24 protein-coding genes are annotated in these 25,198 nt (G+C 66.2%); 16 read left to right on the forward strand and 8 right to left on the reverse strand.

Going from position 1 to position 25,198, the window contains the following annotated elements; genetic code table 11:
* Window positions 1-44: 44 nt before the first annotated feature.
* Window positions 45-2,000 (forward strand): TRAP transporter permease, encoded by a 1,956-nt coding sequence (locus WG924_RS15150; RefSeq protein ID WP_345933886.1) that lies wholly within the window; start codon window positions 45-47, stop codon window positions 1,998-2,000.
* Window positions 2,001-2,039: 39 nt separating this feature from the next.
* Here WG924_RS15150 and WG924_RS15155 read toward each other — a convergent pair whose 3' ends face one another.
* Window positions 2,040-3,398: an NAD(P)/FAD-dependent oxidoreductase gene (locus tag WG924_RS15155; protein ID WP_345933888.1), complete on the reverse strand. Its 1,359-nt coding sequence runs from the start codon at window positions 3,396-3,398 to the stop codon at window positions 2,040-2,042.
* Between the two features lie 433 nt (window positions 3,399-3,831).
* Between WG924_RS15155 and WG924_RS15160 the strand changes: the two genes are divergently transcribed.
* The 5 genes from WG924_RS15160 (at window position 3,832) to WG924_RS15180 (ending at window position 9,778) form a co-directional block, all read left to right on the forward strand.
* Window positions 3,832-5,172, forward strand: a complete 1,341-nt coding sequence (locus WG924_RS15160; protein ID WP_188577254.1) for a glutamine synthetase family protein — start codon at window positions 3,832-3,834, stop codon at window positions 5,170-5,172.
* A gap of 281 nt (window positions 5,173-5,453) precedes the next feature.
* Entirely contained in the window at window positions 5,454-6,587 is a 1,134-nt protein-coding gene (locus tag WG924_RS15165; protein ID WP_345933889.1) for a polyamine ABC transporter substrate-binding protein, read from the forward strand.
* A 167-nt stretch (window positions 6,588-6,754) separates the two neighbouring features.
* The gene (locus tag WG924_RS15170; protein WP_345933890.1) at window positions 6,755-7,915 is read left to right on the forward strand and encodes an ABC transporter ATP-binding protein; all 1,161 of its coding nucleotides are present in this window, start codon (window positions 6,755-6,757) and stop codon (window positions 7,913-7,915) included.
* Between the two features lie 73 nt (window positions 7,916-7,988).
* Entirely contained in the window at window positions 7,989-8,939 is a 951-nt protein-coding gene (locus WG924_RS15175) for an ABC transporter permease subunit (protein ID WP_345933891.1), read from the forward strand.
* Window positions 8,940-8,953: 14 nt separating this feature from the next.
* Complete coding sequence (locus WG924_RS15180) at window positions 8,954-9,778, forward strand: ABC transporter permease subunit (protein WP_345933892.1); 825 nt, start codon at window positions 8,954-8,956, stop codon at window positions 9,776-9,778.
* Window positions 9,779-10,233: 455 nt separating this feature from the next.
* On the opposite strand, the gene WG924_RS15185 is transcribed toward WG924_RS15180, so the two are convergent.
* On the reverse strand, window positions 10,234-11,076 hold the full coding sequence (locus WG924_RS15185; RefSeq protein WP_372045169.1) for an enoyl-CoA hydratase-related protein: 843 nt from the start codon (window positions 11,074-11,076) through the stop codon (window positions 10,234-10,236).
* Window positions 11,077-11,324: 248 nt separating this feature from the next.
* Here WG924_RS15185 and WG924_RS15190 point away from each other — a divergent pair, with 248 nt between their 5' ends.
* From WG924_RS15190 to WG924_RS15230, 9 genes are all read left to right on the forward strand, one after another.
* Entirely contained in the window at window positions 11,325-12,359 is a 1,035-nt protein-coding gene (locus tag WG924_RS15190) for a phosphotransferase family protein (protein WP_345933894.1), read from the forward strand.
* 75 nt (window positions 12,360-12,434) lie between these two features.
* A complete protein-coding gene (gene dctP / locus WG924_RS15195) occupies window positions 12,435-13,529 on the forward strand; it encodes a TRAP transporter substrate-binding protein DctP (RefSeq protein WP_345933895.1) in 1,095 nt (364 codons plus the stop codon).
* 98 nt (window positions 13,530-13,627) lie between these two features.
* Window positions 13,628-14,935: a TRAP transporter large permease gene (locus tag WG924_RS15200; protein ID WP_345933897.1), complete on the forward strand. Its 1,308-nt coding sequence runs from the start codon at window positions 13,628-13,630 to the stop codon at window positions 14,933-14,935.
* A 4-nt stretch (window positions 14,936-14,939) separates the two neighbouring features.
* Window positions 14,940-15,488: a TRAP transporter small permease gene (locus WG924_RS15205; protein ID WP_345933898.1), complete on the forward strand. Its 549-nt coding sequence runs from the start codon at window positions 14,940-14,942 to the stop codon at window positions 15,486-15,488.
* Window positions 15,489-15,607: 119 nt separating this feature from the next.
* A complete protein-coding gene (locus tag WG924_RS15210) occupies window positions 15,608-16,384 on the forward strand; it encodes a FadR/GntR family transcriptional regulator (protein ID WP_345933899.1) in 777 nt (258 codons plus the stop codon).
* A 159-nt stretch (window positions 16,385-16,543) separates the two neighbouring features.
* On the forward strand, window positions 16,544-16,813 hold the full coding sequence (locus WG924_RS15215; RefSeq protein WP_345933900.1) for a hypothetical protein: 270 nt from the start codon (window positions 16,544-16,546) through the stop codon (window positions 16,811-16,813).
* 63 nt (window positions 16,814-16,876) lie between these two features.
* Window positions 16,877-17,155, forward strand: a complete 279-nt coding sequence (locus WG924_RS15220) for a type II toxin-antitoxin system RelE/ParE family toxin (protein WP_345933901.1) — start codon at window positions 16,877-16,879, stop codon at window positions 17,153-17,155.
* Between the two features lie 10 nt (window positions 17,156-17,165).
* Window positions 17,166-17,453: a HigA family addiction module antitoxin gene (locus WG924_RS15225; protein WP_345934135.1), complete on the forward strand. Its 288-nt coding sequence runs from the start codon at window positions 17,166-17,168 to the stop codon at window positions 17,451-17,453.
* 185 nt (window positions 17,454-17,638) lie between these two features.
* Window positions 17,639-17,857, forward strand: coding sequence for a hypothetical protein (locus WG924_RS15230; RefSeq protein WP_345933902.1), 219 nt, complete (start codon window positions 17,639-17,641; stop codon window positions 17,855-17,857).
* 293 nt (window positions 17,858-18,150) lie between these two features.
* Here the strand turns inward: WG924_RS15230 and WG924_RS15235 are convergent, their stop codons facing one another.
* The 3 genes from WG924_RS15235 to gcvA form a co-directional block, all read right to left on the reverse strand.
* Entirely contained in the window at window positions 18,151-19,263 is a 1,113-nt protein-coding gene (locus WG924_RS15235) for a sulfate/molybdate ABC transporter ATP-binding protein (RefSeq protein WP_345933903.1), read from the reverse strand.
* A gap of 109 nt (window positions 19,264-19,372) precedes the next feature.
* The gene (locus tag WG924_RS15240) at window positions 19,373-20,416 is read right to left on the reverse strand and encodes a hypothetical protein (RefSeq protein WP_345933904.1); all 1,044 of its coding nucleotides are present in this window, start codon (window positions 20,414-20,416) and stop codon (window positions 19,373-19,375) included.
* A gap of 52 nt (window positions 20,417-20,468) precedes the next feature.
* Window positions 20,469-21,395, reverse strand: a complete 927-nt coding sequence (gcvA, locus tag WG924_RS15245) for a transcriptional regulator GcvA (RefSeq protein WP_345933905.1) — start codon at window positions 21,393-21,395, stop codon at window positions 20,469-20,471.
* A gap of 217 nt (window positions 21,396-21,612) precedes the next feature.
* On the opposite strand from gcvA, the gene WG924_RS15250 reads away from it, so the two are divergent.
* Window positions 21,613-21,864 (forward strand): DUF1127 domain-containing protein, encoded by a 252-nt coding sequence (locus tag WG924_RS15250; protein WP_229707969.1) that lies wholly within the window; start codon window positions 21,613-21,615, stop codon window positions 21,862-21,864.
* 126 nt (window positions 21,865-21,990) lie between these two features.
* Here WG924_RS15250 and WG924_RS15255 read toward each other — a convergent pair whose 3' ends face one another.
* Genes WG924_RS15255 through WG924_RS15265 form a run of 3 tightly spaced genes read right to left on the reverse strand, consistent with a single transcriptional unit; the run spans window position 21,991 to window position 24,887 of the window.
* Complete coding sequence (locus tag WG924_RS15255; protein ID WP_345933906.1) at window positions 21,991-23,286, reverse strand: TRAP transporter large permease; 1,296 nt, start codon at window positions 23,284-23,286, stop codon at window positions 21,991-21,993.
* Window positions 23,283-23,858 carry a TRAP transporter small permease gene (locus tag WG924_RS15260; protein WP_345933907.1) on the reverse strand — a complete coding sequence of 192 codons (576 nt, stop codon included), beginning with the start codon at window positions 23,856-23,858 and terminating at the stop codon, window positions 23,283-23,285. The genes WG924_RS15255 and WG924_RS15260 overlap by 4 nt, the downstream gene beginning before the upstream one ends.
* Window positions 23,859-23,897: 39 nt before the next feature.
* Complete coding sequence (locus WG924_RS15265; RefSeq protein ID WP_345933908.1) at window positions 23,898-24,887, reverse strand: TRAP transporter substrate-binding protein; 990 nt, start codon at window positions 24,885-24,887, stop codon at window positions 23,898-23,900.
* Window positions 24,888-25,198: the final 311 nt, after the last annotated feature.

Genomic DNA, 25,198 nt, shown 5'->3' on the forward strand with positions numbered 1-25,198 from the left:
CCTGGCCCGACGGGCAATTGCACCGGCAGGGGAAGGCTTTGCCCATGACCATCACCTCAAGCGGCGACGATCTCGGCCACATGACCGGAGACGGCGTCTGGATCCGGGCGACGGCCCGGCTGGCCGATGCCTGTGGTCTCGCTCTCATGATCTTCATCCTGGCGACGATCCTGCTGGGCGAAATGCCCCTGCCGGTACAGCGGGGGGTCGTCCTGCTGCTCGGCTCGGCGGCGATCCTGCTGTCGCAGCCCAGCCTGCCACCCTCGTGGCGCCGGACCACCGGCGGCACGATCATCGACCGCCTGCTCACCATCGCCTTCATCGCCACCATTGCCTGGGCGATGATCTATATCTTCATCGACTGGTACGACATGTTCTCGTACCGCATGGGTTTTCCCTTGCCCGAAGACCTGATGGTGTTCGCGGCAACCCTGATCGTCACGCTTGAAATCACCCGCCGGTCATGCGGCCTGGGCATGGCGCTGCTGGTGGTGGGCTTCATGGCCTTCATCTGGGCCGGGCCGTGGCTGCCCGGCGTGCTGCATCACTCCACCGTCAGGTTCGAGGTGGCGCTGGAAGAGATGTTCGGCCAGGGCGGCATTCTGGGCTCGTCGCTGGGGCTGATGGCCTCGATGATCTATATCTTCGTGCTCTATGGCGCCGTGCTCAGGGCCAGTGGCGCCGGCGAGGCGATCATCCGGCTGGCCGGGCGCGGCACCCGACGGGTTCCGGGCGGTCCGGCCCAGTCGGCCATCGTCGCCAGCATGGGCTTCGGGTCGCTGTCGGGATCGGGCCCCGCCAATGTGCTGGCGACCGGGTCGTTCACCATTCCGTTCATGATCCGCGTCGGCTATCGCCCGAGCTTCGCGGGCGCCGTGGAAGCCTGCGCCTCGACCATCGGCCAGATCACCCCGCCGGTGATGGGCATCGTCGCCTTCCTGATGGCCGACATCACCGGCATTCCCTATGTCACCATCGTCATCGCCTCGATCATTCCCTGCCTGCTGTTCTATGGCAGCATCTCGATCCGGGTGATGCTGGCCGCCAAGGCCGAAGGTCTGTCGCAGGCCGATGCCCGTGCCGCGGCCGAGCTGCCGCCGGTCACGCGCGCGAATGTCATCGAGGGTCTGACCGTCCTTGCCTCGGCCACGGCCATCGTGGTGATGCTGGCGCAAGGCTATTCCCCCGCCTATGCCTGCCTCGCCGGTATCGGCGTGCTGCTGGGCGGCGGCATCTGGCACCGGCCGATGCGCATGGGGCCGCAGAAGATCGTTCAGGTGCTGATCGAGGCGGCGCGCGACGGGCTCAGCCTGCTCGCGATGTGCGCCGCCGTCGGCATCATCCTGGCGGTGGTCAACATGACCGGCATCGGCCTCGCCTTCAGCAAGCTGGTGCTGGCGGTGGGCGGCGACAGCCTGTTCCTGGCGCTGCTCGCCACCATGGTGGCCTCGCTGGTGCTGGGCACCGGCCTTCCCACCACCCCGGCCTATCTGCTGCTGGCCTTCACCGTGGTGCCGGCCCTGGTGCAACTGGGCCTGCCGGTGATCACGGCGCATCTGTTCATCTTCTATTTCGGCATCATGTCGGCGATCACCCCGCCGGTGGCGCTGTCGGCCTTCTCGGCGTCGTCGATCGCCCGCACGCATCCGATGACCCAGGCCTTCGCCGCGGTCCGGATGGGGGCCACCGGCTTCATCATCCCGTTCCTGATGGTCTATCATCCGGGCGTGCTGATCGTGGATCAGGGGCTGGCCCAGATCGTCTCGTCGACCATCGCCTGCGCGGTCGCGGTGACGGCGCTGGCCGCCGCCGATCAGGGCTGGCTGGTCCGCCGGCTCAATCCGGGCTGGCGCATCCTGCTCGGCCTCGCGGCCTTCGGGCTGATCCTGCCGGGCATCACCTCCACCGTCGCAGGGATTGCCGTGCTGGTGGCAACGGTTGCGGCACAACTGGTCCTGGCGCGGCGCGAACAGTCACCGGCGGTCGCCACGGCGGACTGACCTCCGGACCGCCCGGTCCGGTCTGGATATCAGGTCGCGTCAGGGCATCATGTCGCGCAGGCGGTACCAGCCCATCGCCAGCACCAGCAGCGGCATGCGCGCCCAGCCGCCGGGAAAGTCGATATGGCGCAGGCGGTCGAACAGGTCGAAGCGGCGGCGGTCTCCGGCCATCGCTTCGACCGCCAGCCGCCCGGCCAGCGCGGTCAGCGCCAGCCCGTGCCCGGAAAAACCCTGAAGCACGATCAGTCCCGGCACCACTTCAGTGAAATGTGGTGTCCGGTCGTGGGTGATGTCGACGACCCCGCCCCAGACCTCGGATGTCGGCACCGTGGCCAGTTCGGGAAACACCGCCAGCATCGAGCGGCGCATGCTCCGCTCCAGGTTGAGCGGCGGCCGGCCGGAATAGCTGACCTTGCCGCCGAACAGCATCCGCCGGTCACCCGACAGCCGGAAGTAATCCAGCACGAAATTGCAGTCGGAGACCGCCACATTGCCCGGCAGCAGCCGATGAGCCAGGGCCGGGTCCAGCGGCTCCGTCGCCAGCACATAGGTGCCGACCGGCATCACCTTGTGACGCACCTCCGGCACCAGCCGGCCGTTCTCGGCATTGGCCGCCACCACGACATGCGATGCGGTGATGGCACCCGACTGGGTCTCGACCCGGAACCGGCCGACGGGTCCGGCCGGTGATGTCGTGGCCGGGCGGCCAATGGCGGTCGCCGAGGTTTCCTCGAAGATCTGAGCGCCGGCCGCCTCCGCCGCCCCGGCCAGCCCGATCGCATAGGCCAGCGGGTCCAGATGGGCCGCGCCATGGTCGAGCATGCCGCCGACATAGCGTGCGCTGCCGACATGATCGCGGATCCGGTCGGCCGGGATCAGTTCCGAACGGTCATAGCCCCAGCGGCGCTCGCGCGCCATCTCGGCCTCCAGATCGCGCAAGTGTCGCGGCTTCACCGCCGCCGTCAGCACGCCGTCGGCCAGATCGCAGTCGATGCCGTGCGCGGCGATGCGGGCGCGGACCAGATCCAGCGCATCGACGGTCATCTGCCACATCTCGCGGGCCGTATCCTCGCCGACCTTGGCGACCAGCCGGTCGGTGCCCGACGAGAAGCCGCTCAACACCTGCCCGCCATTGCGGCCCGATGCCCCCCAGCCCACGCGCCGCGCCTCGATCAGCGCCACCCGCATGCCGCGCTCCGCGGCATCCAGCGCCGCCGACAGACCGGTCAGCCCGCCGCCGATCACGCACAGATCCACCACCAGATCACCATCCAGCGGCGACCGTCGCCGCATGCGGCCCAGATTGGCGGCGGCATAGCGCGAGCGGGCATGCGGTTCCGGCGGCAAGGGCGGCACGCTGGACATCGGGATGGAGGCTTTCGGATCGGCGGCGGTCATCGGACATGGTCTCCTTCGACCTTTGGGGCGCGATTTCGGGGGCAGAACCGGCACCCGGAACCGCCATCACCACAGACCGCGCCGAGTATCCGGCCCGCCGCCGGGGCGGGTCAAGCGCGGCCGGCGCCACGGCAGCCATGCGTTGCGCGCGGCCCGCTTGCAATCGTCTCAGACGCCGACGTATCCTTGATGGGTAACGTGTCGGTCCGCCAGGTCCAGCGTCTATCCTGTCCGAACGCCCCCCGCACCCGGCGGTACGGCCCCTCGCATCGCTTGCCCGCCCGTCCCCGTGGTGGTTCGGCCCCGGCTGTCATGGTTCGAACTCTCGCGGCTCCGGCTGACGCCGCCACGCAATGGCGGGCAACGGCCGCCCTGCCCGTCCGGGGCGCGTGGCCGCTTGTCGGTGCGGGGTTCCCTCATATCCTGGTGGTTTATGGATACCCTTGCCGAATGGCTCAAGGCCAATGCGATTACCGAGATTGAATGCCTTGTGCCGGATCTGAGCGGCGTTGCCCGCGGCAAGATCCTTCCGGCCGATAAATTCGTCCGCAGCCTGGAAAGTCACGGGCTCAGGCTGCCCGAGCCGGTGTTCACGCAGACCGTGACCGGCGAATATCCCGACGAGGACATCACCGACGAGGCGATGCCCGATGTCTGGATGAAGCCCGATGAGAATACCGTCCGCAAGGTGCCGTGGTATGTGGACGCCACCGCCCAGGTGCTGTGCGACTGCTATTACCTGGATGGCCGGCCCTGCGATATCGCGCCGCGTTACGTTCTGCGCCGCGTGCTGCAACGCTTCGCCGACAAGGGCTGGGCGCCGGTGGTGGCGCCGGAGCTGGAATTCTTCCTGGTCAAGATCAACCACGATCCCGACTATCCGCTTGAGCCGCCGGTCGGCCGCAGCGGCCGCCCCGAAACCGGCCGCCAGGCCTTCGGCATCGACGCCGTCAACGAATTCGATCCGCTGTTCGAAGAGATGTATGATTTCTGCGAAGCGCAGGAGATCGACATCGACACCCTGACCCACGAGGCCGGGGCCGCACAGATGGAGATCAACTTCAACCATGGCGGCGCCCTGGAACTGGCCGATCAGGCCTTCCTGTTCAAGCGCACGGTGCGCGAGGCGGCGATCCGTCATAAGGTCTATGCGACCTTCATGGCCAAGCCGATGCAGCGCGAGCCGGGCAGCGCCATGCATATCCATCAATCGCTGACCGATGCCGAGACCGGGGCCAACCTGTTCGTCGGCCAGGGCGGCGCCAGCACCGAGCTGCTGTATGGCTTCATCGCCGGCCTGCAGAAATATCTGCCGGCCGTGATGCCGCTGATCGCACCCAACGTGAACAGCTATCGCCGGTTGATCCGCTATTCCGACGCGCCGATCAATGTCGAATGGGGCTATGAGAACCGCACCTGCGGCCTGCGCGTGCCCCATTCCGAGCCCGAGGCACGGCGAATCGAGAACCGGGTGCCCGGCGCCGACGCCAACCCCTATCTCGCGATCGCGGCCAGCCTTGCCTGCGGTTATCTGGGCATGGTCGAGGGGTTGACCCCGGGCGAGCCGTTGCGCGGATCGGCCTATGTCCGCGCCCATGGCCTGCCCCGGCATCTGCCCGAGGCGCTGACCCGGCTGGCCGATTGCGATCCGCTGGTGGAACTGCTGGGCGAGCGGTTCGTGAAGGTGCTGATCGCGGTTAAGGAAGCCGAGTATGATGCCTATTCCAGCGTGATCTCATCTTGGGAGCGGGAGTGCCTGCTTCTCAACGTCTGAGATCTGAGGCCGGGTGTCGAGACATCGAAGCCCGGCCCTCGATCCCGGCCGATCTGTGCACGAAACCGGACGAGCGGCGTCGAACCTCCCCCGGCCGCGGTTGACCGCGGTACCCGCCTTGTCGAAGAATGCCGGTCGGAGCGATGCGATCCTGTCGAGGGGAACCCCGACGGGTCACATCCGCTCCGGCTCGCCCCGAAAGGCCGGTCCCGACCGGCGGAAACGGAACCGAGCGCGGGAACCGCTTTCAAGACCGCGCGTGATGAGATGAGGCGCCGCCCATGACCACCCGACGACGCACACAGCGCCAGACCGCCGGCGCCTTCGCCGCCGGTCTGCTGACCCTGGCCCTCGGCACCACGGCTGCGACCGCGGCCGAGGAAAAGGTTCTGAACGTGTATAACTGGTCCGATTATGTGGCCGAGGACACGGTCTCGAATTTCGAACAGCAGTCGGGCATCAGGGTCAATTACGACGTCTATGACAGCCAGGATGTGCTTGAATCCAAGCTTCTGGCCGGCCGATCGGGCTATGACATCGTGGGGCCGACGCTGGCGCCCTATGCCGCGCGCCAGCTTTCGGCCGGCATCTACCAGAAGCTCGATCCGTCGAAGATCCCCAATCTCGCCAATCTCGACCCCAAGCTGATGGCACGGGTGGCGAAATACGACAAGGGCAACGCGCATCTGGTGCCCTATATGTGGGGCACCACCGGCATCGGCTATAACGTCAAGATGGTCAAGGAACGGCTGGGCGAAGACGGGCCGCTCGACAGTTGGCGCCTGCTGTTCGATCCCGAGGTCGTGGCCAAGCTCGCCGATTGCGGCGTGTCGGTGATGGACAGCCCCGACGAGACCTTCCCCGCGATGCTGAACTATCTGGGCCTCGACCCCGACGGCCATAAGGTCGAGGATGTCGACAAGGTGACCGAGGGCTACATGAAGGTGCGGCCCCATATCCGCAAGTTCCACAACAGCCAGTACATCAACGATCTGGCCAATGGCGAGGTCTGCGTCGCCATGGGCTATTCCGGCGACGTGCTCCAGGCCCGCGACCGTGCGGCCGAGGCCGAGAACGGCCACGAGATCGCCTATCTGATCCCGGCCGAGGGCGCGCAGCTATGGTTCGACATGCTGGCGATCCCGGCGGATGCCCCACATCCTGAGAACGCCCACGCCTTCATCAACTATGTCCTTGAGCCCAAGGTGACGGCGGCGATTTCCGACTTTGTCGCCTATGCCAACGCCAATGCCAAGGCGACCGAACTGGTGTCGGAAGACGTGCGCAACGACCCCGGCATCTATCCCACGGCCGAGACCATGGACCGGCTGTGGGTCGTCACCCCCCACGACCTGAAGTATGAACGGGCCCGCAGCCGCGCCTGGACGCGGATCCGCAGCGGCACCGAAGGCTGAGGACATCCGGCGGCCATCCCTCCCCGGGATGGCCGCCGGGTCCAGACCCGGGTCCGGCCAGACCATCAGGTCCACGCCGATCGAAAAAAACACCGTCAGCATCGTCCGGCTGCAACGCATCGCGTGCAGCCTTGATCGGGTCTCTGTGTGGGGGGGAATGGCGCGCGATGAGCATTGAACAGCCCGACCGCGTGCGGGCAGCGCGACCGGCACCGGTTCAGCCCTGGGCGGCGCCCGACGCCAAGCCCTATCTTCAGATCGTCGACGTGACCAAGCGGTTCGGCGATTTCGTGGCGGTCGACAATCTGTCGCTCGATATCTATCGCGGCGAACTGTTCTCGCTGCTCGGCGGATCGGGCTGCGGCAAGACCACCCTGTTGCGTATGCTGGCCGGCTTCGAGACCCCGACGGCGGGACAGATCCTGATCGACGGCGTCGATGTGGCGCGGGTGCCGCCCTATCAGCGGCCGGTCAACATGATGTTCCAGTCCTATGCGCTGTTTCCGCATATGTCGGTGGAACAGAACGTCGCCTTCGGGCTGAAGCAGGAAGGCCTGCCCCGGGCCGAAATCCGCGATCGGGTGGCCGAGGTGCTGACCCTGGTGCAGATGCAGGATTTCATGCGCCGCAAGCCCGATCAGTTGTCGGGCGGCCAGCGCCAGCGCGTGGCCCTGGCCCGCAGCCTGGTCAAGCGGCCCAAGCTGCTGCTGCTGGATGAACCGCTGGGCGCGCTGGACAAGAAGCTGCGGGAACGCACCCAGCTTGAACTGGTCAACATTCAGGAAAGCGTCGGCGTCACCTTCGTCATGGTCACCCATGATCAGGAAGAGGCGATGACCATGTCCAGCCGCATCGGGGTGATGCGCTCGGGCCGCCTGGACCAGATCGGCACGCCCAACGAGATCTATGAATATCCGACCAGCCGCTATGTCGCCGATTTCATCGGCTCGGTCACCATGTTCGAAGGCTATCTGGCCCATGAACACGTCGACGGCACGGTGATCGACAGCGAGGAGACCGGTGGCCCGATCCATGTGGCACACGGCGTGTCGGCCACGGAAAACCAGACCCTGTGGGTGGCGATCCGGCCCGAGAAGATCCGCCTGTCGCTGACAGCACCCACCGATACCCCCAACGTCTTCCGGGGCGTGGTGCAGGACATCGTCTATCTGGGCGACGTCTCCACCTATCATGTCCGGCTGCCCAGCGGAAAGATGGTGCTGGCCACCACCCACAACATGCTCCGGCTGGCCGAGCCCGAGATATCGTGGGACGACGAGGTTTATCTGTCCTGGCATCCGGGCAACGCCGTGGTGCTGATCGCCTGAGGGCTGCATCCGCGCGCATGCCTCCACCGCCACGCCCTGGCGCACCGACTCAGATCTTGAGGGGACCGACCGCATGGCCGACCTCGAAACGCCGATCGACCCTGCCGCCGAACCCGACGGTGCCCGGCGCCGGCTTCGCCTGCCCCGCCCGGGGCGCGGGCTGGTGGTGGCGGTGCCTTATGTCTGGCTGCTGCTGTTCTTTCTGCTGCCCTTCGTCATCATCCTGAAGATCAGCCTGTCGCAGGCGGTGATCGGCCAGCCGCCCTATACGCCGCTGCTGGAATGGGTCGACGACCTGTCGCTGGCGATCAACCTCAATTTCGGCAACTTCGCCTTTCTGTTCGAAGACGCGCTCTATCTGAACGCCTATCTGAACAGTATGGAACTGGCGGCGATTTCAACCGTCGTGGCCCTGCTGCTGGGCTATCCGCTGGCCTATGCGATCGCGCGCAGCGACCAGAAGATCCGGCCGCTGCTGCTGCTGTTGATCGTGCTGCCGTTCTGGACCTCGTTCCTGATCCGGGTCTATGCCTGGATCGGGCTGTTGCAGAGCAACGGGCTGATCAACAACGCGTTGATGTGGGCGGGGGTGATCTCGGAACCGCTGCCGCTGATCAACAACAATTTCGCGGTGGTGATCGGCATCGTCTACAGCTACCTGCCGTTCATGGTGCTGCCGCTTTATGCCACGCTTGAAAAAATGGATATGAGCCTGCTGGAAGCCGCCGCCGATCTGGGCTGCCGGCCGGTGAAGGCCTTCTTCACCATCACCCTGCCGCTGTCGATGCCGGGGGTGATCGCCGGCGCGATGCTGGTGTTCATCCCGGCGATGGGCGAATTCGTCATTCCCGATCTGCTGGGTGGTCCCGATACGGTGATGATCGGCCGGGTGCTGTGGAATGAATTCTTCCAGAACCGCGACTGGCCGGTGGCATCGGCGGTGGCGATCGCGATGCTGCTGCTGCTGGTGGTGCCGATCATGATCTTCCAGAACGTCCAGGCGCGCAGCGCCGAACGTGGTTGAGGAGCGCTGACGTCATGGCCTCACGCTTCCCCTGGTTCCGCCTGCTGTCGCTGCTGACCGGCTTCCTGTTCCTGTATGTGCCGATCCTGCTGCTGATCATCTATTCCTTCAACGCCTCGCGGCTGGTGACGGTCTGGGCCGGCTTCTCGCCCAAATGGTATGGCGAGCTGCTGGCCGACAGCGCCATCATGAACGCCGCCTGGGTCAGTTTCCGGATCGCCGCCATCTCGGCCACACTGGCGCTGGTGCTGGGCACCATGGCGGCGCTGGTGCTGGTCCGCTTCGGTCGTTTCCGCAGCCGCACCCTGTTCTCGGGCATGATCAGCGCGCCGCTGGTGATGCCGGAAGTCATCACCGGTCTGTCGCTGCTGCTGCTGTTCGTCACCCTGGAACAGATGATCGGCTGGCCGGCCGGGCGCGGCGTGATGACCATCATCATCGCCCATGTCACCTTCTGCACCGCCTATGTCGCGGTGATCGTTCAGGCGCGTCTGGCCAGCTTCGACATGAGCCTGGAAGAAGCGGCGCTGGATCTTGGCGCCCATCCGGCCAAGGTGTTCTTCGTCATCACCCTGCCGATCATCGCACCCGCCCTGATCGCGGGCTGGCTGCTGTCGTTCACCCTGTCGCTCGACGATCTGGTGATCGCCAGCTTCGTGTCGGGGCCGGCCTCCAGCACCCTGCCGATGGTGATCTTCTCAAGCGTCCGCCTGGGTGTCAGTCCCAAGATCAACGCGCTGGCCACCATTCTGGTGCTGCTTGTGACGATCGCGGTGGTGCTGGCGGCGTGGCTGATGCGCCGTTCCGCCAATGCCTCGCGAGCGGCAAGCGAAGGCTGAACCTTGGCGAGCGGCGGATGCAAGGCTGCCCCGCGCCTGCCAAGTGGTTGTATTTTCACGCCCCCCCTGCACAGCACCGCCAATCCGCGCTATATTGACAGCATCATCAACCACCAACAGGTGACCTCGTGCGTCTTGCACATCTGTTTGCCCTGCCCGGCGGGTTCGATGGCCGCGCGCTCAGCGCGCAGCCCGTCGCCCGCACCGAGACGGCCCAAAGCCGTATGCGGGGCAACGCCCAGGGACCGCGTTACACGCGGCCGTTCAGCCGGTTGTTCGGTCCCGCCACACTGGGTGCCACCGCGACAACGCCGTCGCGTCGTCGGCAGCCTAGCTGGTTCTGACCGTCGCGCTCAGCGACGCTCGGCAGGCATAAGAGGGGGGTCGCTTTCGCGGCCCCCTTTCATTTTGACCACCGCCCGGCCGCCCCGCCCCCTGACCTCTGGTTTCAGGCTTCAGGCTTCAGGCCACCATGCCGACATGTAATCCGCCTCGGCCAGCGTGCCGGTGAAGCGCGGCTGGCGCCGTTCCTTGAAGCTGTCGACGCCCTCGCGGACGTCGTCGCTGGCCAGCCGTGCCGCGACCGCCCGGCTTTCCAGGGCATGCGCGACCCGCGGGTGATCGGCCCCCAGCATCCGCCACAGCAGTTGCCGGTTGATCGCCACCGAAGCCGGCGCGCAGTTTTCGGCGATGTCGCGGGCAATCGCCCGGGCCCGGGGCAACAGCGCATCGGCCGGCAGCAGTTCATGCACCAACCCGCGGGCCAGGGCTTCCGTCGCGGGGAAGGTCCGCCCGGTCAGCATCCAGTCCTGGGCGGTCTGCATGCCCACCAGCCGGGGCAGGAACCAGCTTGAGCAGGATTCCGCGGCGATCCCGCGCCGGGTGAAGGGGAAGGCGAATTTCGACGTATCGGCGGCAAGCCGCATGTCCATCGCCAGGGTGAAGGTGGCGCCAAAGCCGGCCGCCGGCCCGTTGATCGCACCGATGACCGGTTTGCGCATCCGGAACAGCCGCAGCACCGTGACCCCACCGACATCGGCCGGCACGCCCTCGCCGGTTGCCGGATCACCGCCAGCCGGCAGATCGAAGCCGTTCGAGATATCGGTGCCGGCACAGAAGGCCCGCCCCGCGCCGGTCACGATCACCGCCCGCACGGCATCATCGGCATCGGCGGCATCCAGCGCCGCCACCAATTCGTCCTGGGTCTGGTTGCGGGCCGCGTTCATCACCTCCGGGCGCTGAAAGGTGATCGTCGCGATGGCATCCGCCACCTCGTAGGAAATGTCATCAAAGGTCATGGGGGCATTGGTCGTCATGGGCTGGCTCTCCTCCCGGACCGGCATTCACGCCCAAGCATGTGCTGGTCCATTTGTCCGACAATCGGATTGACAGAACGATAGCCCTGCCTCTAGCTATTGTCCAATCACAACACGAGCCGCCGGATGCAAGGCCGGTGTCGCGGCTGCCGCCGTGACCCTGGATGAGCCGCCCGGCACTGCATGGCCACGCCGGTTCGTCCGGCAGATGAGCAGATCCAGCGCACCCGATGACCGCCGCAACCCGTGCCCCCGACGACCTCGATGTCCCGGCCCTGACCGCTTATCTGGCGGCGACGCTGGACGGCATCGGCCCCGCGCTGACCCTGACCCGGTTGGGCGGCGGACAGTCGAACCCGACCTATTTCCTCGACACAGGGGAGAGGCGACTGGTGCTGCGCAAACGCCCGGCCGGCACGCTGCTGCCCTCGGCCCATGCCATCGACCGGGAATACCGGGTGCAGGCGGCCCTGCGCGATACCGGGGTGGCCGTGCCGGAGATGGTCCATTTCTGCACCGATGAGCGGATCATCGGCACCCAGTTCTATGTGATGGAACGGGTCGAGGGCCGTGTGCTGCACGACAACGCCCTGCCGGGGATTCCGACGCCGGAGCGACGGGCCTATTTCGACGCGCTGGCACTGATGCTCGCCCGGATCCATGCGGTCGACATCTCCGGCGTCGGGCTTGGTGATTATGGCCGCAGCCATGGCTTCGCCGCCCGCCAGATCGCCCGCTGGACCCGGCAATGGCAGTTGTCGCGCACCGCCGACAACGCCTCGATGGACCGGCTGATCGACTGGCTGCCCCGCAACCTGCCCGATGACGACCAGACGACCCTGGTTCATGGCGATTTCCGCCTCGGCAACGTCATGTTCCACCCGACCGAACCCCGGATCGTCGCGGTGCTGGACTGGGAACTGTCGACGCTCGGCCACCCGCTGGCCGATCTGGCCCATAGCTGCATCTACACCTGGATGATGCGGCCGGATGAATATGGTCGCGGGCTTTCGGATGTCGATGTCGCGGCCGCGGGCCTGCCCGACATGGACAGCTTCACCCGGCGATATTTCGACGCCTCGGGTCAGACCGGCCCGTTGACCCGGTTCTATCTGGTCCTGGCGCTGTTCCGGAACGCGGTGATCTTCGAGGGGATCGCCGCGCGGGCCCGCCAGGGCAATGCCGCATCCGACGACGCCACCGAGGTCGGCCGGCTGGCGCCGGCGCTCGCCGCACGGGCGGCCGACCTCACCGCCGACGCCTGATACACACTATCGCAACCAACATCACCGCCCCTGACAGGCGGGATAACGGACGAAGATCCGGACAGGGAGGACATCATGAACCATCTCGCGAAAACCGCGCTTGCGGGCTGTCTCTCCATGGTCGCGTTCAGCGCTCATGCCGAGACCGACCTGATCATCGCCTCGTCGCTGCCCCAGGTGCATTTCTGGGTCGGCAAGCACATGGACCTGTTCGCCGACGCGATGGAAGAGCGCACGAAGGGCGACGTGACATTCACCCGCTTCTATGCCGGTGAACTCACCGCCGTCGGCCGTGAACTCGACGCGCTTCAGGGGGGCGCCATCGACGTCGCGGCCCCGTTGCTGGCGCCCTATCACGAAGGCGCCTTCCCGCTGTCGGACGTCACCCAGTTGCCGACGGTCGGCACCGATGCGGTGTCGCAGACCAAGGCATTCCAGGCGCTGATGGACAGCGATGTCGCGCTGGATGACGGCAAGACCTTCTACGATTACGAAATCGCCGCAAAACAGATCCATGCCTGGCCGGTCGCCACCACCGCGGCCTATGCCATCAGCTTCGCGGGCGTCGTGCCCAAATCCGCCGCCGACCTGAAGGGCATGCCGTTGCGGGCCGGGTCGGCGCTGCACACCATCTTCCTCAGTGAGCTTGGCGCCACACCGGTCAGCATGCCGTCATCGGCCTCTTATGAAGCGCTGTCACGCGGCACGATCGAGGGCACCATCCTGTCGGTGGCCGACTGGCGGTCCTATTCATTGCAGGACGTGCTGACCTACACCATCACCGGGGTCGCGGTCGGCCACTGGGGCAGCTATCTCGCGATCTCGGATGCGGCCTGGACCCGGCTGACCGAGGCGGAGCGCGCCACCTGGACCGAAACGGCGCAGCAGATCGCGATCCGCAACGCCGAACTCATCCAGGCCCAGGATGCCGAGGTGCTTGAGGAATCGAAGGCCAACGGCGGCACTTTCGCCGATCTCTCCACCCTGGCCCCCGATCTGAAGGCCACGATCGAGCGGGCATCGGTCGCCACCTGGAAGCGCTGGGTCGAACAGACCGAGGCCGCCGGCCATCCCGGCATGGCCACGGCAAAGCTGTGGGCAGCACTGGTCAAGGAACAGGGCGGCGCCCTGCCTGACGGTGTCGACGCCTATCTCGCGAGCGGCGGCTGACCGGCGCTCCGGGTGGGGCGGGCTCAACGCCCGCCCCCGTCCGGAGAGGCCAGATCGATCCCGCCGGCGGTTCCCGATCCCTCGCGAAATGCAAGATCATGTCTCATGACGTCATCCTCCTGATCGTCGCCGGCTGGTTCGGCGTCTTCCTGCTGCTGGGCCAGCATGTCGCGACGGTGCTGTTCGGCACCGGCATCGTCGGCATTCTGCTCTGGACCGGCCCCCGGGTGCTCAACGGCGTGCTGGGGCAGGACATCTTCTACACCGCCTCGAACTATTCGCTGTCGATCATCCCGCTCTACCTGCTGATGGCCCAGTTGCTGATGCGCGGCGGGCTGGTGCTCGACCTGTTCCGGGTCGGGCACCGGCTGGCGGGGTATCGGCGGTTCCCGCTTGGCGTGGCAACGCTGGTGATCGGCGGGCTGCTCGGCGCCGTCTCGGGGTCCGGGGCCGCGTCGGCCGCGTCCCTTGCCACATTGTCGGCACCGGAACTCGAACGGGTCGGCTACAGCCGGCGCTTCGCCATCGGTCTGTCGGCGGTCGCGGGCTCGTTGTCGGCGGTGATCCCGCCCAGCCTGATCGTGATCATCTATGGTGCCATCACTTCGGTGCCGATCGGCGCCCTGTTCATCGGGCTTCTGGGGCCGGGCCTGTTGTGCATGCTGGTCTATATCGGCTGCCTCGCGGTGTTTGAAGAGTTGCGCCCCGGTCATGACGGCACGCCCGACCGCCCCGATCAGCCCGAAGAGCTGGAGCGCGGCGCGCTTGGCGCCTCGCTGTTCATGATCGCGCTGATGCTGGTGGTGTTCGGCGGCATCTATAGCGGCATCATCACCGTGGGCGAGGCCGGCGCGATCGGCGCCTTCACCGCCCTGGTCGGGCTCACCCTCATGCGCCGTATCGGCTGGCGCGATCTGGGGCGGGCGCTGGCCGACAGCGCCAAGATCTCGGCCATGCTGATGCTGATCGTGATCGGCGCCCAGATCTTCGCGCGGTTCCTGGCCTTCTCGCGTCTGCCGCGCGACCTGCTGGCGCTGGCGGAGCCGCTGGTCGATCAGCCGGGACTGCTGGTGGCCGTGCTGATGGCAACCCTGTTCGTTGCCGGCATGATCCTGGAAAGCGCCGCGGTGATCCTGCTGATCGTGCCGATCGTGCTGCCGATCCTGCAGGCCGCGAATATCGACCTGCTATGGTTCGGGGTTCTGGCCAGCTTCATGATCGCGCTTGGCCTGCTGACACCGCCTGTGGGGCTGTCGGCCTATGCGGCGGCGGCGGCACGGCGCCATCCGGTGGCCGAGGTCTTCCGGCCGGCGACCAAATTCGCGGTCGCCTCGGCCGTGATCGTGATCGGCGCCACGATCCTGTTTCCTGAAATCGTGACCTGGCTGCCACGCCACATCAGGTGAGGCCATGAAGAAACTCCACGACCGTCTTGGACAATTCGAATGGGGGCTGGCCTCGGTCGGGGCCGGGCTCTGCCTGTTCACGATCATGATCATCACCGTGCTCAGCGTCTTCGGCCGCTATGTGCTGCTGGTCGACCTGATCCCCGGCGGCTATAACATCATCGAACGGATGCTGTTTCCGCTGATGGTGTTCTGGGCGCTGCCGCTGGCCCATCGCGACGGCATCTTTCCCCGTCTGGAACTCGTCTCGACCCTGTTGTCACGCCGGCTGGGAACGGTGGTCGCCATCCTGATGCTGCTGGTGGAGCTGGCCGTGTTTCTGTTCATCCTGTGGTATGTCACACAGTATGCGCTGGCCGGCTGGCGGTCGGACCGGGCGATGCAGCTCGGATCGGGCTTCTTCCCCGTCTGGCCGTTCATCGCCATGGTTCCCGTCGCCTTCGGGCTGATGGCGATCGAGATGATCTGGCAGATCGGCCGCCACATCCACCATTTCGCGGCCGGGCGCGCCGTGCCACAGGTTCATGGTGAGACGGCCACCGGCGCCGATTAGCGCCCGGCTCACCCCGGCCATGCCCTGATCATCCAGACCACCTCCCTTGCCGGCGGCCCGCTTCACATGTGCTTCGTGGAGCGGGCCGCCGGTTTGTGCATAAATGATCTGTCGTGCCGATGCGGCGCGTTTCATTCCGGAAGCTGGACGCCCCCATGCTGGAAATCGCGAAACTGAAGATCCCTCCCGCCTATCAGGTCGTGTCGAAAGAGCTTCAGCGCTTGATCGTCGACGGCCTGCTGAAGCCGGGCGAACAGCTTCCGAGCGAAACCGAGCTGGCCATGCGCTTCGGGGTCAACCGCTCGACCGTCCGCGAGGGCATCCGTCAGCTTGAAAGCGAGGGCCTGCTGCGCCGCGAGGGCCGCAAGCGGCTGTTGATCGCGATTCCGGGCGAGGCCGATATCTCACCGCGCATGGAACGCGCGCTGTTGATGCATGACGTCAAGTTCAAGGAATTGTGGGAGGTGGCGCGGGCTCTGGAACCGCTGGCGGCATCGCTTGCCGCTGTTCACATCACCGATGCCCAACTCGTGGCGCTGGAGGCCAATATCGCCGAGATGGCCCAGGCGGTCGAGGCCGAGGAACCCGGCGACGGCCTCGACACCGCCTTCCACACCATGCTGGCCGCCTTTTCCGGAAACCGGGCCCTGATGCTGTCGCGTGAGCCGATCGGCCAGCTTCTGTTCCGGCCCTATGTCGCGCTGGGCCAGCAGGTGAAGCAGGCGCCCCGCCGTAATCTGGAAGCGCATCGCGCGATCTTCGCCGCCCTGAGCGCGCATGATCCCGACGAGGCGTCACGCTGGATGGCCCGGCATATCGACGATCTGCGTCGCGGCTGGCTGCTATCGGGCCGGGAGATCGACGACCGGATCGAGGATCGGGTCGAGCAACGGTGAACCGGCGATCGGAACGGCAGCCACCGGCCGCATGTGATCGCCGGGGAGTTGCCCTTTGACATGTGACCCCTGAACGTCATCTTAAGAGAGAATGCGGCACCGGCCGGCAAAACCTGCCCGCGCGACGGATGACCGCCACGACAGGGGATCGCACCGCCGATGGCAGTCTATCTGGTGACATACGACCTCAGGGCCGAGGGCCAGAGCTATGACCGGCTGCACAAGGCGCTGGCATCGGTGGCCCATGCCCATGCCATGGAAAACGCCTGGCTGCTGGATCTTGAGGCCACGGCCGAAATGGTCCGCGGCTGGCTGTCGCAATATCTCGACGACGAGGTCGACCGCCTGCTGGTCACCGAGCTGAAGGGCGACATCGCCGCCCTCAACCTGGGTCGCGGCGCGGAAGCCTGGCTGCACAAGCGGGTTTGATTGCGGGCGCCGTCGAGTGACGCGCCGCGTTGCATCGCGTAACGATACGGGATACAATACGGCATGATCATCGGATTCAGGCATAAGGGCCTCGAAGCCTTCTATCGCACCGGCTCAACCCGTGGGATTCAAGCGGCTCATGCCCGCAAGCTGTCGATGATCCTGGCGATGCTCGACGTGGCCGCGGTGCCTCTGGATCTGAATCAGCCGGCCTTGCGTCTTCATCCGCTCAAGGGCGCGCTGAAGGGGCATTGGTCGGTCTGGGTCAATGGCAATTGGCGGATCACCTTTCGCTTCGCCGGCGCCGATGTCGAACTCGTCGACTATCAGGATTATCATTGAGGGCATGACGATGATCAACACGCATCCTCATCCAGGCGAAATCCTCAAGAACATGGTGTTCGAGCCGCTTGCGCTGTCGGTCACTGACGCGGCGGCGCGTTTGTGCATGTCGCGCGTCGCCCTGTCCAGAGTTCTCAATGGCAAGGCAGGGATCAGCCCGGATCTGGCCCTACGACTGGAAAAGGCCGGCGCCAGCACGGCCCGGTTCTGGGTGAATTTACAGGCCAATTATGATCTCTGGCTGGCAATGCAGCACGAGCAGCCACCTGTACAAGCCTTGCAGGAGACGGTTGCCTGAGGCGGTTGAGGGCGACATCGCCGCCCTCAACCTGGGTCGCGGCGCGGAAGCCTGGCTGCAAAAGCGGGTTTGATTGTGGGCTCAGGCACCTGATATATCATACGAGACGAACGGTCAGGGATGCTTGACGTTGAACCGTCGCGTCCCGCCCGGGCCGGAGCCCCCCACGCAGGATCGATGCGGCAATGGCAACAGCTACCAAGCGCGGCGCACGGATCGGTGGTCACTTTCTGCAGGGCCTGATGGACGGCCTCGCCTCACCGTCCTTTGTCTTTTCAGCAGCGCTCGGCAGACCTGCACGTTCCCGCCGCCGTCTAAGCGATCAGCAGGCACTGACAGGCGATTGGCACCGGATCGGCGGCGATCTGTGGTCTGCGATCCATACGGAAAAGCGTCGCCGCTGACATGACGTGTCCTGATGACAAAGCGTCAGCCTCGATCGCGGCCCTTTTCGCCGCCAATGCCGGCCATACGACCCTTGCCACAATCCTCGCCGGCGCAACCATCGCATCCGTCATCCCGGCGGTGGTTCACGGGCGCGCTCATAAGCCGGACCGAACCCCTCACGCCCCGGATCAAAACGACTGACGACTGGCGCTCTTCGGCCAGAATCAGTCAGAGCCTGAGCGAAAGCCCCCACAGACTGGCAGGGGCTTTGTCCATGGCCGTGATCCGGATCGCCCGGCTGACTCGCTTCTCAAGCCGCAACCGGTTCGGTCACGCCGACATCCCAGCCGGTGTCGTTGTCGAAAAACAACCGCCCCCGGCGGATCTGGAGCGCTACCGGCTGGCCGGGGGCAAGGGCCAGGGCCTCGGCCTCGTCGCGCGGAAGCTCTGCCTCGATCACGTCCAGCCCGGCCACGTCCAGTTCCACCCGCACCGACGGGCCGAAAGCGACCAGATGGCGGACGGTGGCGGGCATCGCGTCGCCGGTGCCGGCGGGCAGGATCGCCAGATCATGCGGGCGGACATACAGCGTGCCGTCTTCGGCGCGGGTCGCCTCAAGCCCCAGCGGCAGAGGCAGCGATGCGGCGGCCCCACGGCTGCCGGCAATCCTGAGCCGCCCGCCCGCCACCGTCACCGGCAGCGTGTTGACGTTGCCGAAGAACTGATAGACGAAGGCGGTCGCCGGGCGATCATAGACCTCGGCCGGGGTGCCGATCTGCTCGATCCGGCCCTGCGACATCACCACCACCCGGTCGGCGACTTCCAGCGCCTCTTCCTGGTCATGGGTCACGAACACGCCGGTCAGGCCCAGATCGTCGTGCAACCGGCGCAGCCAGCGGCGCAGATCCTTGCGCACCTTGGCATCCAGAGCGCCGAAGGGCTCATCCAGCAGCAGCACCCGGGGCTCGATCGCCAACGCCCGCGCCAATGCCACGCGCTGGCGCTGACCGCCCGACAACTGGTTGGGGAAGCGGTCGGCCAGGCTTTCCAACTGCACCATGCGCAGCAGCGCCGACACCCGCTCGGCGATCTCGGCCCGGCCCGGGCGGTCGCGGCGCGGCCGGACGGTCAGCCCGAAGGCGACATTGTCGAACACCGACATATGCCGGAACAGCGCGTAGTGCTGGAACACGAAACCGACCTTGCGCTCCCGCGCGCCCAGCCGGCCGGCATCCTCGCCGCCGAACCGGATCGTACCCCGGTCGGCCGTTTCCAGCCCCGCGATGATCCGCAACAGCGTGGTCTTACCCGACCCCGATGGTCCGAGCAGGGCCACAAGCTCGCCGTCGCGGACGTTCAGGTCGATATCGACCAGCGCGTCATAGCCGCTGAAACGCTTGGTCAGGCCTTTGATCTCGATCATCGTGCGTGTCCTTTTGCCACCACGATGCCAATTCTCCGCATGAGCCGGCAGGTGTCAATGTATTTCACATGGCCATACGCACATGTCTCACATGCATGCCATGTATTCCTTATTTTTTGTGTTCTTTATCCCGGATGCAGGCGAGCAGGGGCTCGCGCAGCGCCGCCAGATCTTCCAGGGGAATTCTGATATCGTCCTGGGCATCCGGATTGTCATCGGCCATGCTGCCACCCACCAGGCCGGCGCCGGTGCCGGCATTCGACGCGCGCCCGGGATCCGCTGACGGATCAGGACCATCTGCCGCCCTGGCGCCAACAACCTTCGCCAGACAGACACTCGCCCCGTCGTCATACTCGCCGATACCGTCATAGGTCATGTGCAGGCTTTCGCCCGCCACCGGCAGATCGGTCTGGGCGCCGGCATGGGGCTTCAGGCTGGCGGCGTCCAGGCGCAGCACCACCGTGCCGACACAGCAGGCAGCACATCCCGGCACCGCCTGTGCGGCCTCGTCACCAAGCGCCGCGGTCACGCCATCCGGTGCCTGTTCGGGCTCCAGATCCAGGATCAGCGACACCACGTCGAACGGCGTCACCCACTGGGCGACGTCCATCAAGCGGTCGTCGACGGCCACCGCAGTATCGATGCCGCCGGTGCAGCGATCGCCCGCCGGTGCCAGCACCAGATCGACCAGCATCGGTCCCTCGGCGCCGGTCTTGAGGCGGCCCGACAGCAGCATGGAAAAGGCGCCGGTGCCGCCACCATTGTCGATCAGCTCATAGACCAGCCGGCCGCCATCGAAGGTGCCGACGAACCGGCTGGCCACCCAGCCGGTGGCAAAGCTCTCGCCCTGGCTGGTGTCGCGCGGCCGTTCATAGATCCGCCGGTCGCGATAGCTGCGGGTCGGGGCATCGCCGCCCGGGCAGTTGGTCAACAGCACCCGCTCGACGCTGGCCTCGCCGCTATAGGCCTGCGACACCAGATCGTCGAAACAGGCCGGATGCACCGTGGCCGGGTCCAGATCGGCCGGCCTTCCGTCGACCGCAGCGTCAGCCGCCGCCGCCGGCGATGCGGTGATCGCCAGCAGCGGGGCCAGCATCAGCAGGGCTGCGGCGTGGCGGCGCCACGCACCGGCAATGGATCTGCTCTTGGCCATGACAGGTGGTCTCCGGAAAAGCATGAGGCGCCGGGCGTGCGGATATCCGGCATCAATCGCGACGCGACACCAGCCCGATCATCGCTTCCTCGCGCAGCCAGTCGATGAAGGCGGCGATCCGTGGATCGGTCCGCCCGGCCTCGGTGGTCACGACATGATAGGCCTGGGCCGCGGTCATCTGAACCGAAAGCGGCCGCACCAGCCGCCCCGCCGCCAGATGATCGGCGACCAGAACGCTGCGCCCCAGCACCACGCCCTGGCCGGCGACGGCGGCGGCCACCGCCACCCCGGTATCGTTGATCAACAGTCCCTGTTCCAGATCGGCCGGCATCACGACCTTTGCCACCTCGAAGAACCGTCGCCACGAATTCGACACATCCGCGCCGGTCACGTCGGCATCATGGATCAACGGCATCGCCAGCAGGGCGGCGGCATCGGCGACGGGGCCTGCGCGTTCCAGCAGAACCGGGCTCAGCACCGGGCTCAAGGTCTCGTCCAGCAGGCGCTCGCCGACCAGCGGCGGCAACACCTCCGGCACATAGCGGATCGCCAGATCCACCGCCTCACGCGCAAAGTCGACGATCCGGGTTTCGCTGCTCAGGAACAGTTCGATATCGGGATAGGCATCACGGAACCGGGCCAGCCTGGGCGCCAGCCACAGGCCGGCGAATGATGACAGCACGCTCACCGTCAGCCGGCCGGCCAGCCCCCGGCCACGCAATTCTGTGGTGGAGCGGGCGATACGGTCGAAGCCCTCGGTCAGCCCGGGCAGATAGGCATGGCCGGCGGCGGTCAGCAGCAGGCCGTTGGGCAGCCGCCGGAACAGCGTCACGCCCAGATGCGCCTCCAGCCCCTTGATCTGATGGCTGACGGCGGCCGGTGTCACGTTCAGCTCTTCGGCGGCGCGCGCGAAGCTTGAATAACGCGCCGCGGCTTCAAAGGCGCGCAGGCCGTTCAGGGGCGGCAGCTTCCGGGACATGCATACGACATTCAACGGGGACGGGGGGCCTCTGTGTGCCGCTCTCCCGTCCCGTGACCCACGAATAGATTTCCTAAGGGAGTGTACGAGAAAGCCTCGTTTGCGCGCAATCCGCCCGGCCGCGATGATCAGCCTTGCCAGCCGGCCCGTTGTCGGAGGGCAGCCTGCCTTCCCCCGGCCCTCTCCCCCCAAAAAGCCCCAGCCGGAGATGACGAAGATGACCGTCGTGACCCTGCGGCACCGCGCCCCTGTCTGCGCGGGAGCCGTTATGCCCCCCGTCCGCGCCGGCGCCACCGTAAAGGCGCCCGACGATCGGATGTCCGCTCTGATCCGCCTGATCGGCACCTGGATCGCGCGCGCGCAGCAGCGCCGCGCCCTGGCCGATCTGGATGCCCACCTGCTCCATGACCTTGGCATCGACCCGGTCGATGCGGCGCAAGAGGTGGCGAAGCCGTTCTGGCGCGCCTGATTGCCCGCGCCGCCTCCGCATAGGCCGGCGCTGCCTCCACAGAAGAATGGCCGCCGCCCGATCACCGGGCGACGGCCATTCTTCTGTGTGCGACGTGCGGGCTTTGTGTGCAGCCTGCCGGCGCGATCAGCCGACCGCGGCGTTTCCGAACAGGGTGTTCGGCAGCCACAGCGACACCGCGGGGATATAGGTGATGATGATCAGGAAGGCGATCAGGATCATCAGCCACGGCCATGCCGCCCGCACCACGCTCATCACCGGCATGCCGGTGATGCCCGATGTCACGAACAGGTTCAGCCCCACCGGTGGCGTCACCATGCCGATTTCCATGTTCACCACCATGATGATGCCGAAATGGACCGGATCGATGCCCAGCCCCACGGCGATCGGGAACAGGATCGGCGCCAGGATCAGGATGATCGCCGACGGTTCCATGAAGTTGCCGGCAACCAGCAGGATGATGTTCACCACCAGCAGGAACTGCCAGGGCTGCAGACCGGCCTCGGTGATGCCGCGGGCGATGGATTGCGGGATCTGCTCGGTGGTCAGCACATGGGCGAACAGGAAGGCGTTGGCGATGATGAACAGAAGCATCACCGTCACCTTCGACGCATCGACCAGCACCCGTGGCACGTCTGTGAACCGCAGGTCGCGATAGATGAACAGCGCCACCACCGCCGCATAGACCGCCGACACCGCCGCCGCCTCGGTGGGGGTGAAGATGCCGCCATAGATGCCGCCCATGATGATCACGATCAGCAGCAGGCCCCACAGCGCCTCGCGCCCGGTGCGCAGCACCTCGCGCATCGGCGCGCGTGGCTGGCGGGGGATCTTGCGGACCCGGGCCGAGATGTAGATCGCGGTCGCCAGCATCGCGCTCAGCAGAATGCCGGGGATGACGCCGGCCATGAACAGCCGGCCGACCGAGCTTTCGGTGGCCGCCGCATAGACCACCATCACCAGCGATGGCGGGATCAGAATGCCCAGCGTGCCGGCATTGCAGACCACGCCGGCGGCGAAGCTCTGGGTATAGCCGGCCTTGACCATGCCGGCGATGACGATCGACCCCACCGCCACCACGGTTGCCGGCGACGAGCCCGAGACGGCCGCGAACAGCATGCAGGCGAAGACCGACGCGATCGCCAGGCCGCCATACATATGGCCGGTACAGGCCACCGCGAAATCGATCATCCGCCGGGCGACGCCGCCGGTGGTCATGAAGGCGCCCGCCAGCACGAAGAACGGGATCGCCAGCAGGGTGTAGAGTTCGGCGGTCTGGAAGAATTTCAGCGCCAGCGAGGCCAGGCTGTCATTGGCGAACAGCATGATCGTGAGAATGCTGGCCAGGCCCAGCGACATGGCGATCGGCATGCCGATGATCAGAAAGGCGAACAGAACCACGAACAGGAAGGCTGTGGTCATCGGCCATGGCCTCCCCTGCCGGGTCCGGTGTCCCCGGGCCCGGGCGTCTTGTCGCGCGCGTCCAGCACCATGGCCTCGGCCACCTCATCGGCAAGCTGGAAGCCCTCGGCCCGGCCGGTCGCGACCAGCCAGCCCTGTTCAAGCAGCCGCACACCCAGCAGCGCGAAACCGATCGGCAGAATGATCGACAGGATCCAGCGCTCGACAGGGATGTCCTCGGCCTCGATGCCCAGCATCATCATGCGTTCGGTATAATTCCACGATCCCCAGGCCATCAGCACGGCATACAGGATCGAGAGCGCGATCGCGATCAGCCCGACCGTGCGCCGGGGCACCGCCGGCAGCATCTTCACGATCAGATCGATCCCGATATGGGCATGCACCCGCACGCAGTACGAGATGCCGACCATGATCAGCCAGGCGAAGAGATAGAAGGTCGCCTCCAGCGCCCAGACCATCCCGCTGTTGAACACATAGCGCAGCACCACCTGAGCGAAGGTGAGCAGCGTCATTGCGGCCAGGAGGAAGGCGATCGCGCCCTCCTCCAGCCGGCCCCAGATGCGGCTGATCATGGCCATCATCCGTTACAGGGTTTCCGCGATCCCGCGGGGTCAGCTCGCCGGATTGGCGGCCTGGGCCGCATCGATCACGTCGCGGCCGATCTCGCCCTCGAACTTGGCCCAGACCGGCTTCATCGCGGTGCGCCAGGCCGAGACCTCGTCGCGGGTGAGGGTGAGGATTTCCGACGAGCCGCTGTCGGCGATCCGCTTCTTGTCGCGCTCGTTGATGTCGTTCGCCATCTTGTTCACGGCGACCGTCACTTCGCCCATGATCGTCTCAAGCTGGCTGCGGACGTCGTCGGGCAGGCCGTTCCAGAACTCGGCATTGGTGACGACCATATAGTCCAGCACACCGTGATTGCTCTCGGTGATGTACTTCTGAACCTCGAAGAACTTCTGGCTGTACAGGTTCGAATACGGGTTCTCGGCGCCGTCGATGGCACCGGTCTGCAGCGCCTGATAGACCTCGGCGAAGGCCATCTTCTGCGGGTTGGCGCCCAGCGCCTCGAACTGCGCCAGCAGCACGTCCGAGGCCTGAATGCGGAACTTCAGGCCCTTGGCGTCCTCGGGCATGCGCAGCGGCTTGTTGGCCGACAACTGCTTCATGCCGTTATGCCAGTATCCGAGACCGATGAAACCCTTGTCCTCCATCGACCGCAGCAGCCCGCGACCGATGTCGGTGGCCTGGAACCGGTCGACGGCGGCGATGTTGTCGAACAGGAACGGCAGGTCGAAGACCTGGAGCTTCTTGGTGTAGCGGTCGAACTTCGACAGCGACGGCGCGATGAGTTGAACGTCGCCCAGCGCCAGCGCTTCCATTTCCTTGCCGTCCCCGAACAACTGCGAGTTCGGATAGACCTCGACCTTCACCTTATCGCCCAGGCGTTCCGCCACGAGCTTCTGGAACATCAGCGCGCCCTGACCCTTGGGGGTCGCGTCCGCCACCACGTGGCTGAACTTGATCACCACCGGATCGGCGGCCATGGCGGCGCCAGCCGTAAAGATGCCCGCGACGATGGCGAGCGACGCGAAGATACGCATGGATCGGTTCCTCCCCTAAAACCTGATCATGGGTGTCGTCAAGGCATGTGGAGCCAACCGGCCCGCAACGCATTCCCCGGTCGTGCCCCCGCCGGGTTCCCGCCGTCAGCCAGGGCTCGGCGGCCCGGCTGTCACGACGCCTTGATGATGAGATGTTATCATCCCCACATGCTCGATGTAGCACGTCTGGCGCCATCAACCTGAGCGGAAAATCGGCCCGGACGGTCGACGGACCCGATTTTAGCCCTTTTGTTTCGCATACCGGCACAATATGCGCAGCACCGGGGCCCCTGGAGGCCGCTTTCCGCAGC

The sequence above is a fragment of the Tistrella arctica genome (genome assembly GCF_039630945.1).
Classification (GTDB): domain Bacteria; phylum Pseudomonadota; class Alphaproteobacteria; order Tistrellales; family Tistrellaceae; genus Tistrella; species Tistrella bauzanensis.

Bases quoted from the DNA above. Each gene is read 5' to 3' on its own strand.
- WG924_RS15255 (WP_345933906.1), bottom strand. From the start codon at position 23,286: ATGACCACAGCCTTCCTGTTCGTGGTTCTGTTCGCCTTTCTGATCATC.
- WG924_RS15155 (WP_345933888.1), bottom strand. From the start codon at position 3,398: ATGACCGCCGCCGATCCGAAAGCCTCCATCCCGATGTCCAGCGTGCCG.
- WG924_RS15200 (WP_345933897.1), top strand. From the start codon at position 13,628: ATGTCTCATGACGTCATCCTCCTGATCGTCGCCGGCTGGTTCGGCGTC.
- WG924_RS15225 (WP_345934135.1), top strand. From the start codon at position 17,166: ATGATCAACACGCATCCTCATCCAGGCGAAATCCTCAAGAACATGGTG.
- WG924_RS15190 (WP_345933894.1), top strand. From the start codon at position 11,325: ATGACCGCCGCAACCCGTGCCCCCGACGACCTCGATGTCCCGGCCCTG.
- dctP (WP_345933895.1), top strand. From the start codon at position 12,435: ATGAACCATCTCGCGAAAACCGCGCTTGCGGGCTGTCTCTCCATGGTC.
- WG924_RS15150 (WP_345933886.1), top strand. From the start codon at position 45: ATGACCATCACCTCAAGCGGCGACGATCTCGGCCACATGACCGGAGAC.
- WG924_RS15175 (WP_345933891.1), top strand. From the start codon at position 7,989: ATGGCCGACCTCGAAACGCCGATCGACCCTGCCGCCGAACCCGACGGT.
- WG924_RS15185 (WP_372045169.1), bottom strand. From the start codon at position 11,076: ATGACCTTTGATGACATTTCCTACGAGGTGGCGGATGCCATCGCGACG.
- WG924_RS15265 (WP_345933908.1), bottom strand. From the start codon at position 24,887: ATGCGTATCTTCGCGTCGCTCGCCATCGTCGCGGGCATCTTTACGGCT.
- WG924_RS15210 (WP_345933899.1), top strand. From the start codon at position 15,608: ATGCGGCGCGTTTCATTCCGGAAGCTGGACGCCCCCATGCTGGAAATC.
- WG924_RS15215 (WP_345933900.1), top strand. From the start codon at position 16,544: ATGGCAGTCTATCTGGTGACATACGACCTCAGGGCCGAGGGCCAGAGC.
- WG924_RS15230 (WP_345933902.1), top strand. From the start codon at position 17,639: ATGGCAACAGCTACCAAGCGCGGCGCACGGATCGGTGGTCACTTTCTG.
- WG924_RS15250 (WP_229707969.1), top strand. From the start codon at position 21,613: ATGACCGTCGTGACCCTGCGGCACCGCGCCCCTGTCTGCGCGGGAGCC.
- WG924_RS15160 (WP_188577254.1), top strand. From the start codon at position 3,832: ATGGATACCCTTGCCGAATGGCTCAAGGCCAATGCGATTACCGAGATT.
- WG924_RS15220 (WP_345933901.1), top strand. From the start codon at position 16,877: ATGATCATCGGATTCAGGCATAAGGGCCTCGAAGCCTTCTATCGCACC.
- WG924_RS15170 (WP_345933890.1), top strand. From the start codon at position 6,755: ATGAGCATTGAACAGCCCGACCGCGTGCGGGCAGCGCGACCGGCACCG.
- WG924_RS15240 (WP_345933904.1), bottom strand. From the start codon at position 20,416: ATGGCCAAGAGCAGATCCATTGCCGGTGCGTGGCGCCGCCACGCCGCA.
- WG924_RS15235 (WP_345933903.1), bottom strand. From the start codon at position 19,263: ATGATCGAGATCAAAGGCCTGACCAAGCGTTTCAGCGGCTATGACGCG.
- WG924_RS15205 (WP_345933898.1), top strand. From the start codon at position 14,940: ATGAAGAAACTCCACGACCGTCTTGGACAATTCGAATGGGGGCTGGCC.
- WG924_RS15180 (WP_345933892.1), top strand. From the start codon at position 8,954: ATGGCCTCACGCTTCCCCTGGTTCCGCCTGCTGTCGCTGCTGACCGGC.
- WG924_RS15165 (WP_345933889.1), top strand. From the start codon at position 5,454: ATGACCACCCGACGACGCACACAGCGCCAGACCGCCGGCGCCTTCGCC.
- WG924_RS15260 (WP_345933907.1), bottom strand. From the start codon at position 23,858: ATGATCAGCCGCATCTGGGGCCGGCTGGAGGAGGGCGCGATCGCCTTC.
- gcvA (WP_345933905.1), bottom strand. From the start codon at position 21,395: ATGTCCCGGAAGCTGCCGCCCCTGAACGGCCTGCGCGCCTTTGAAGCC.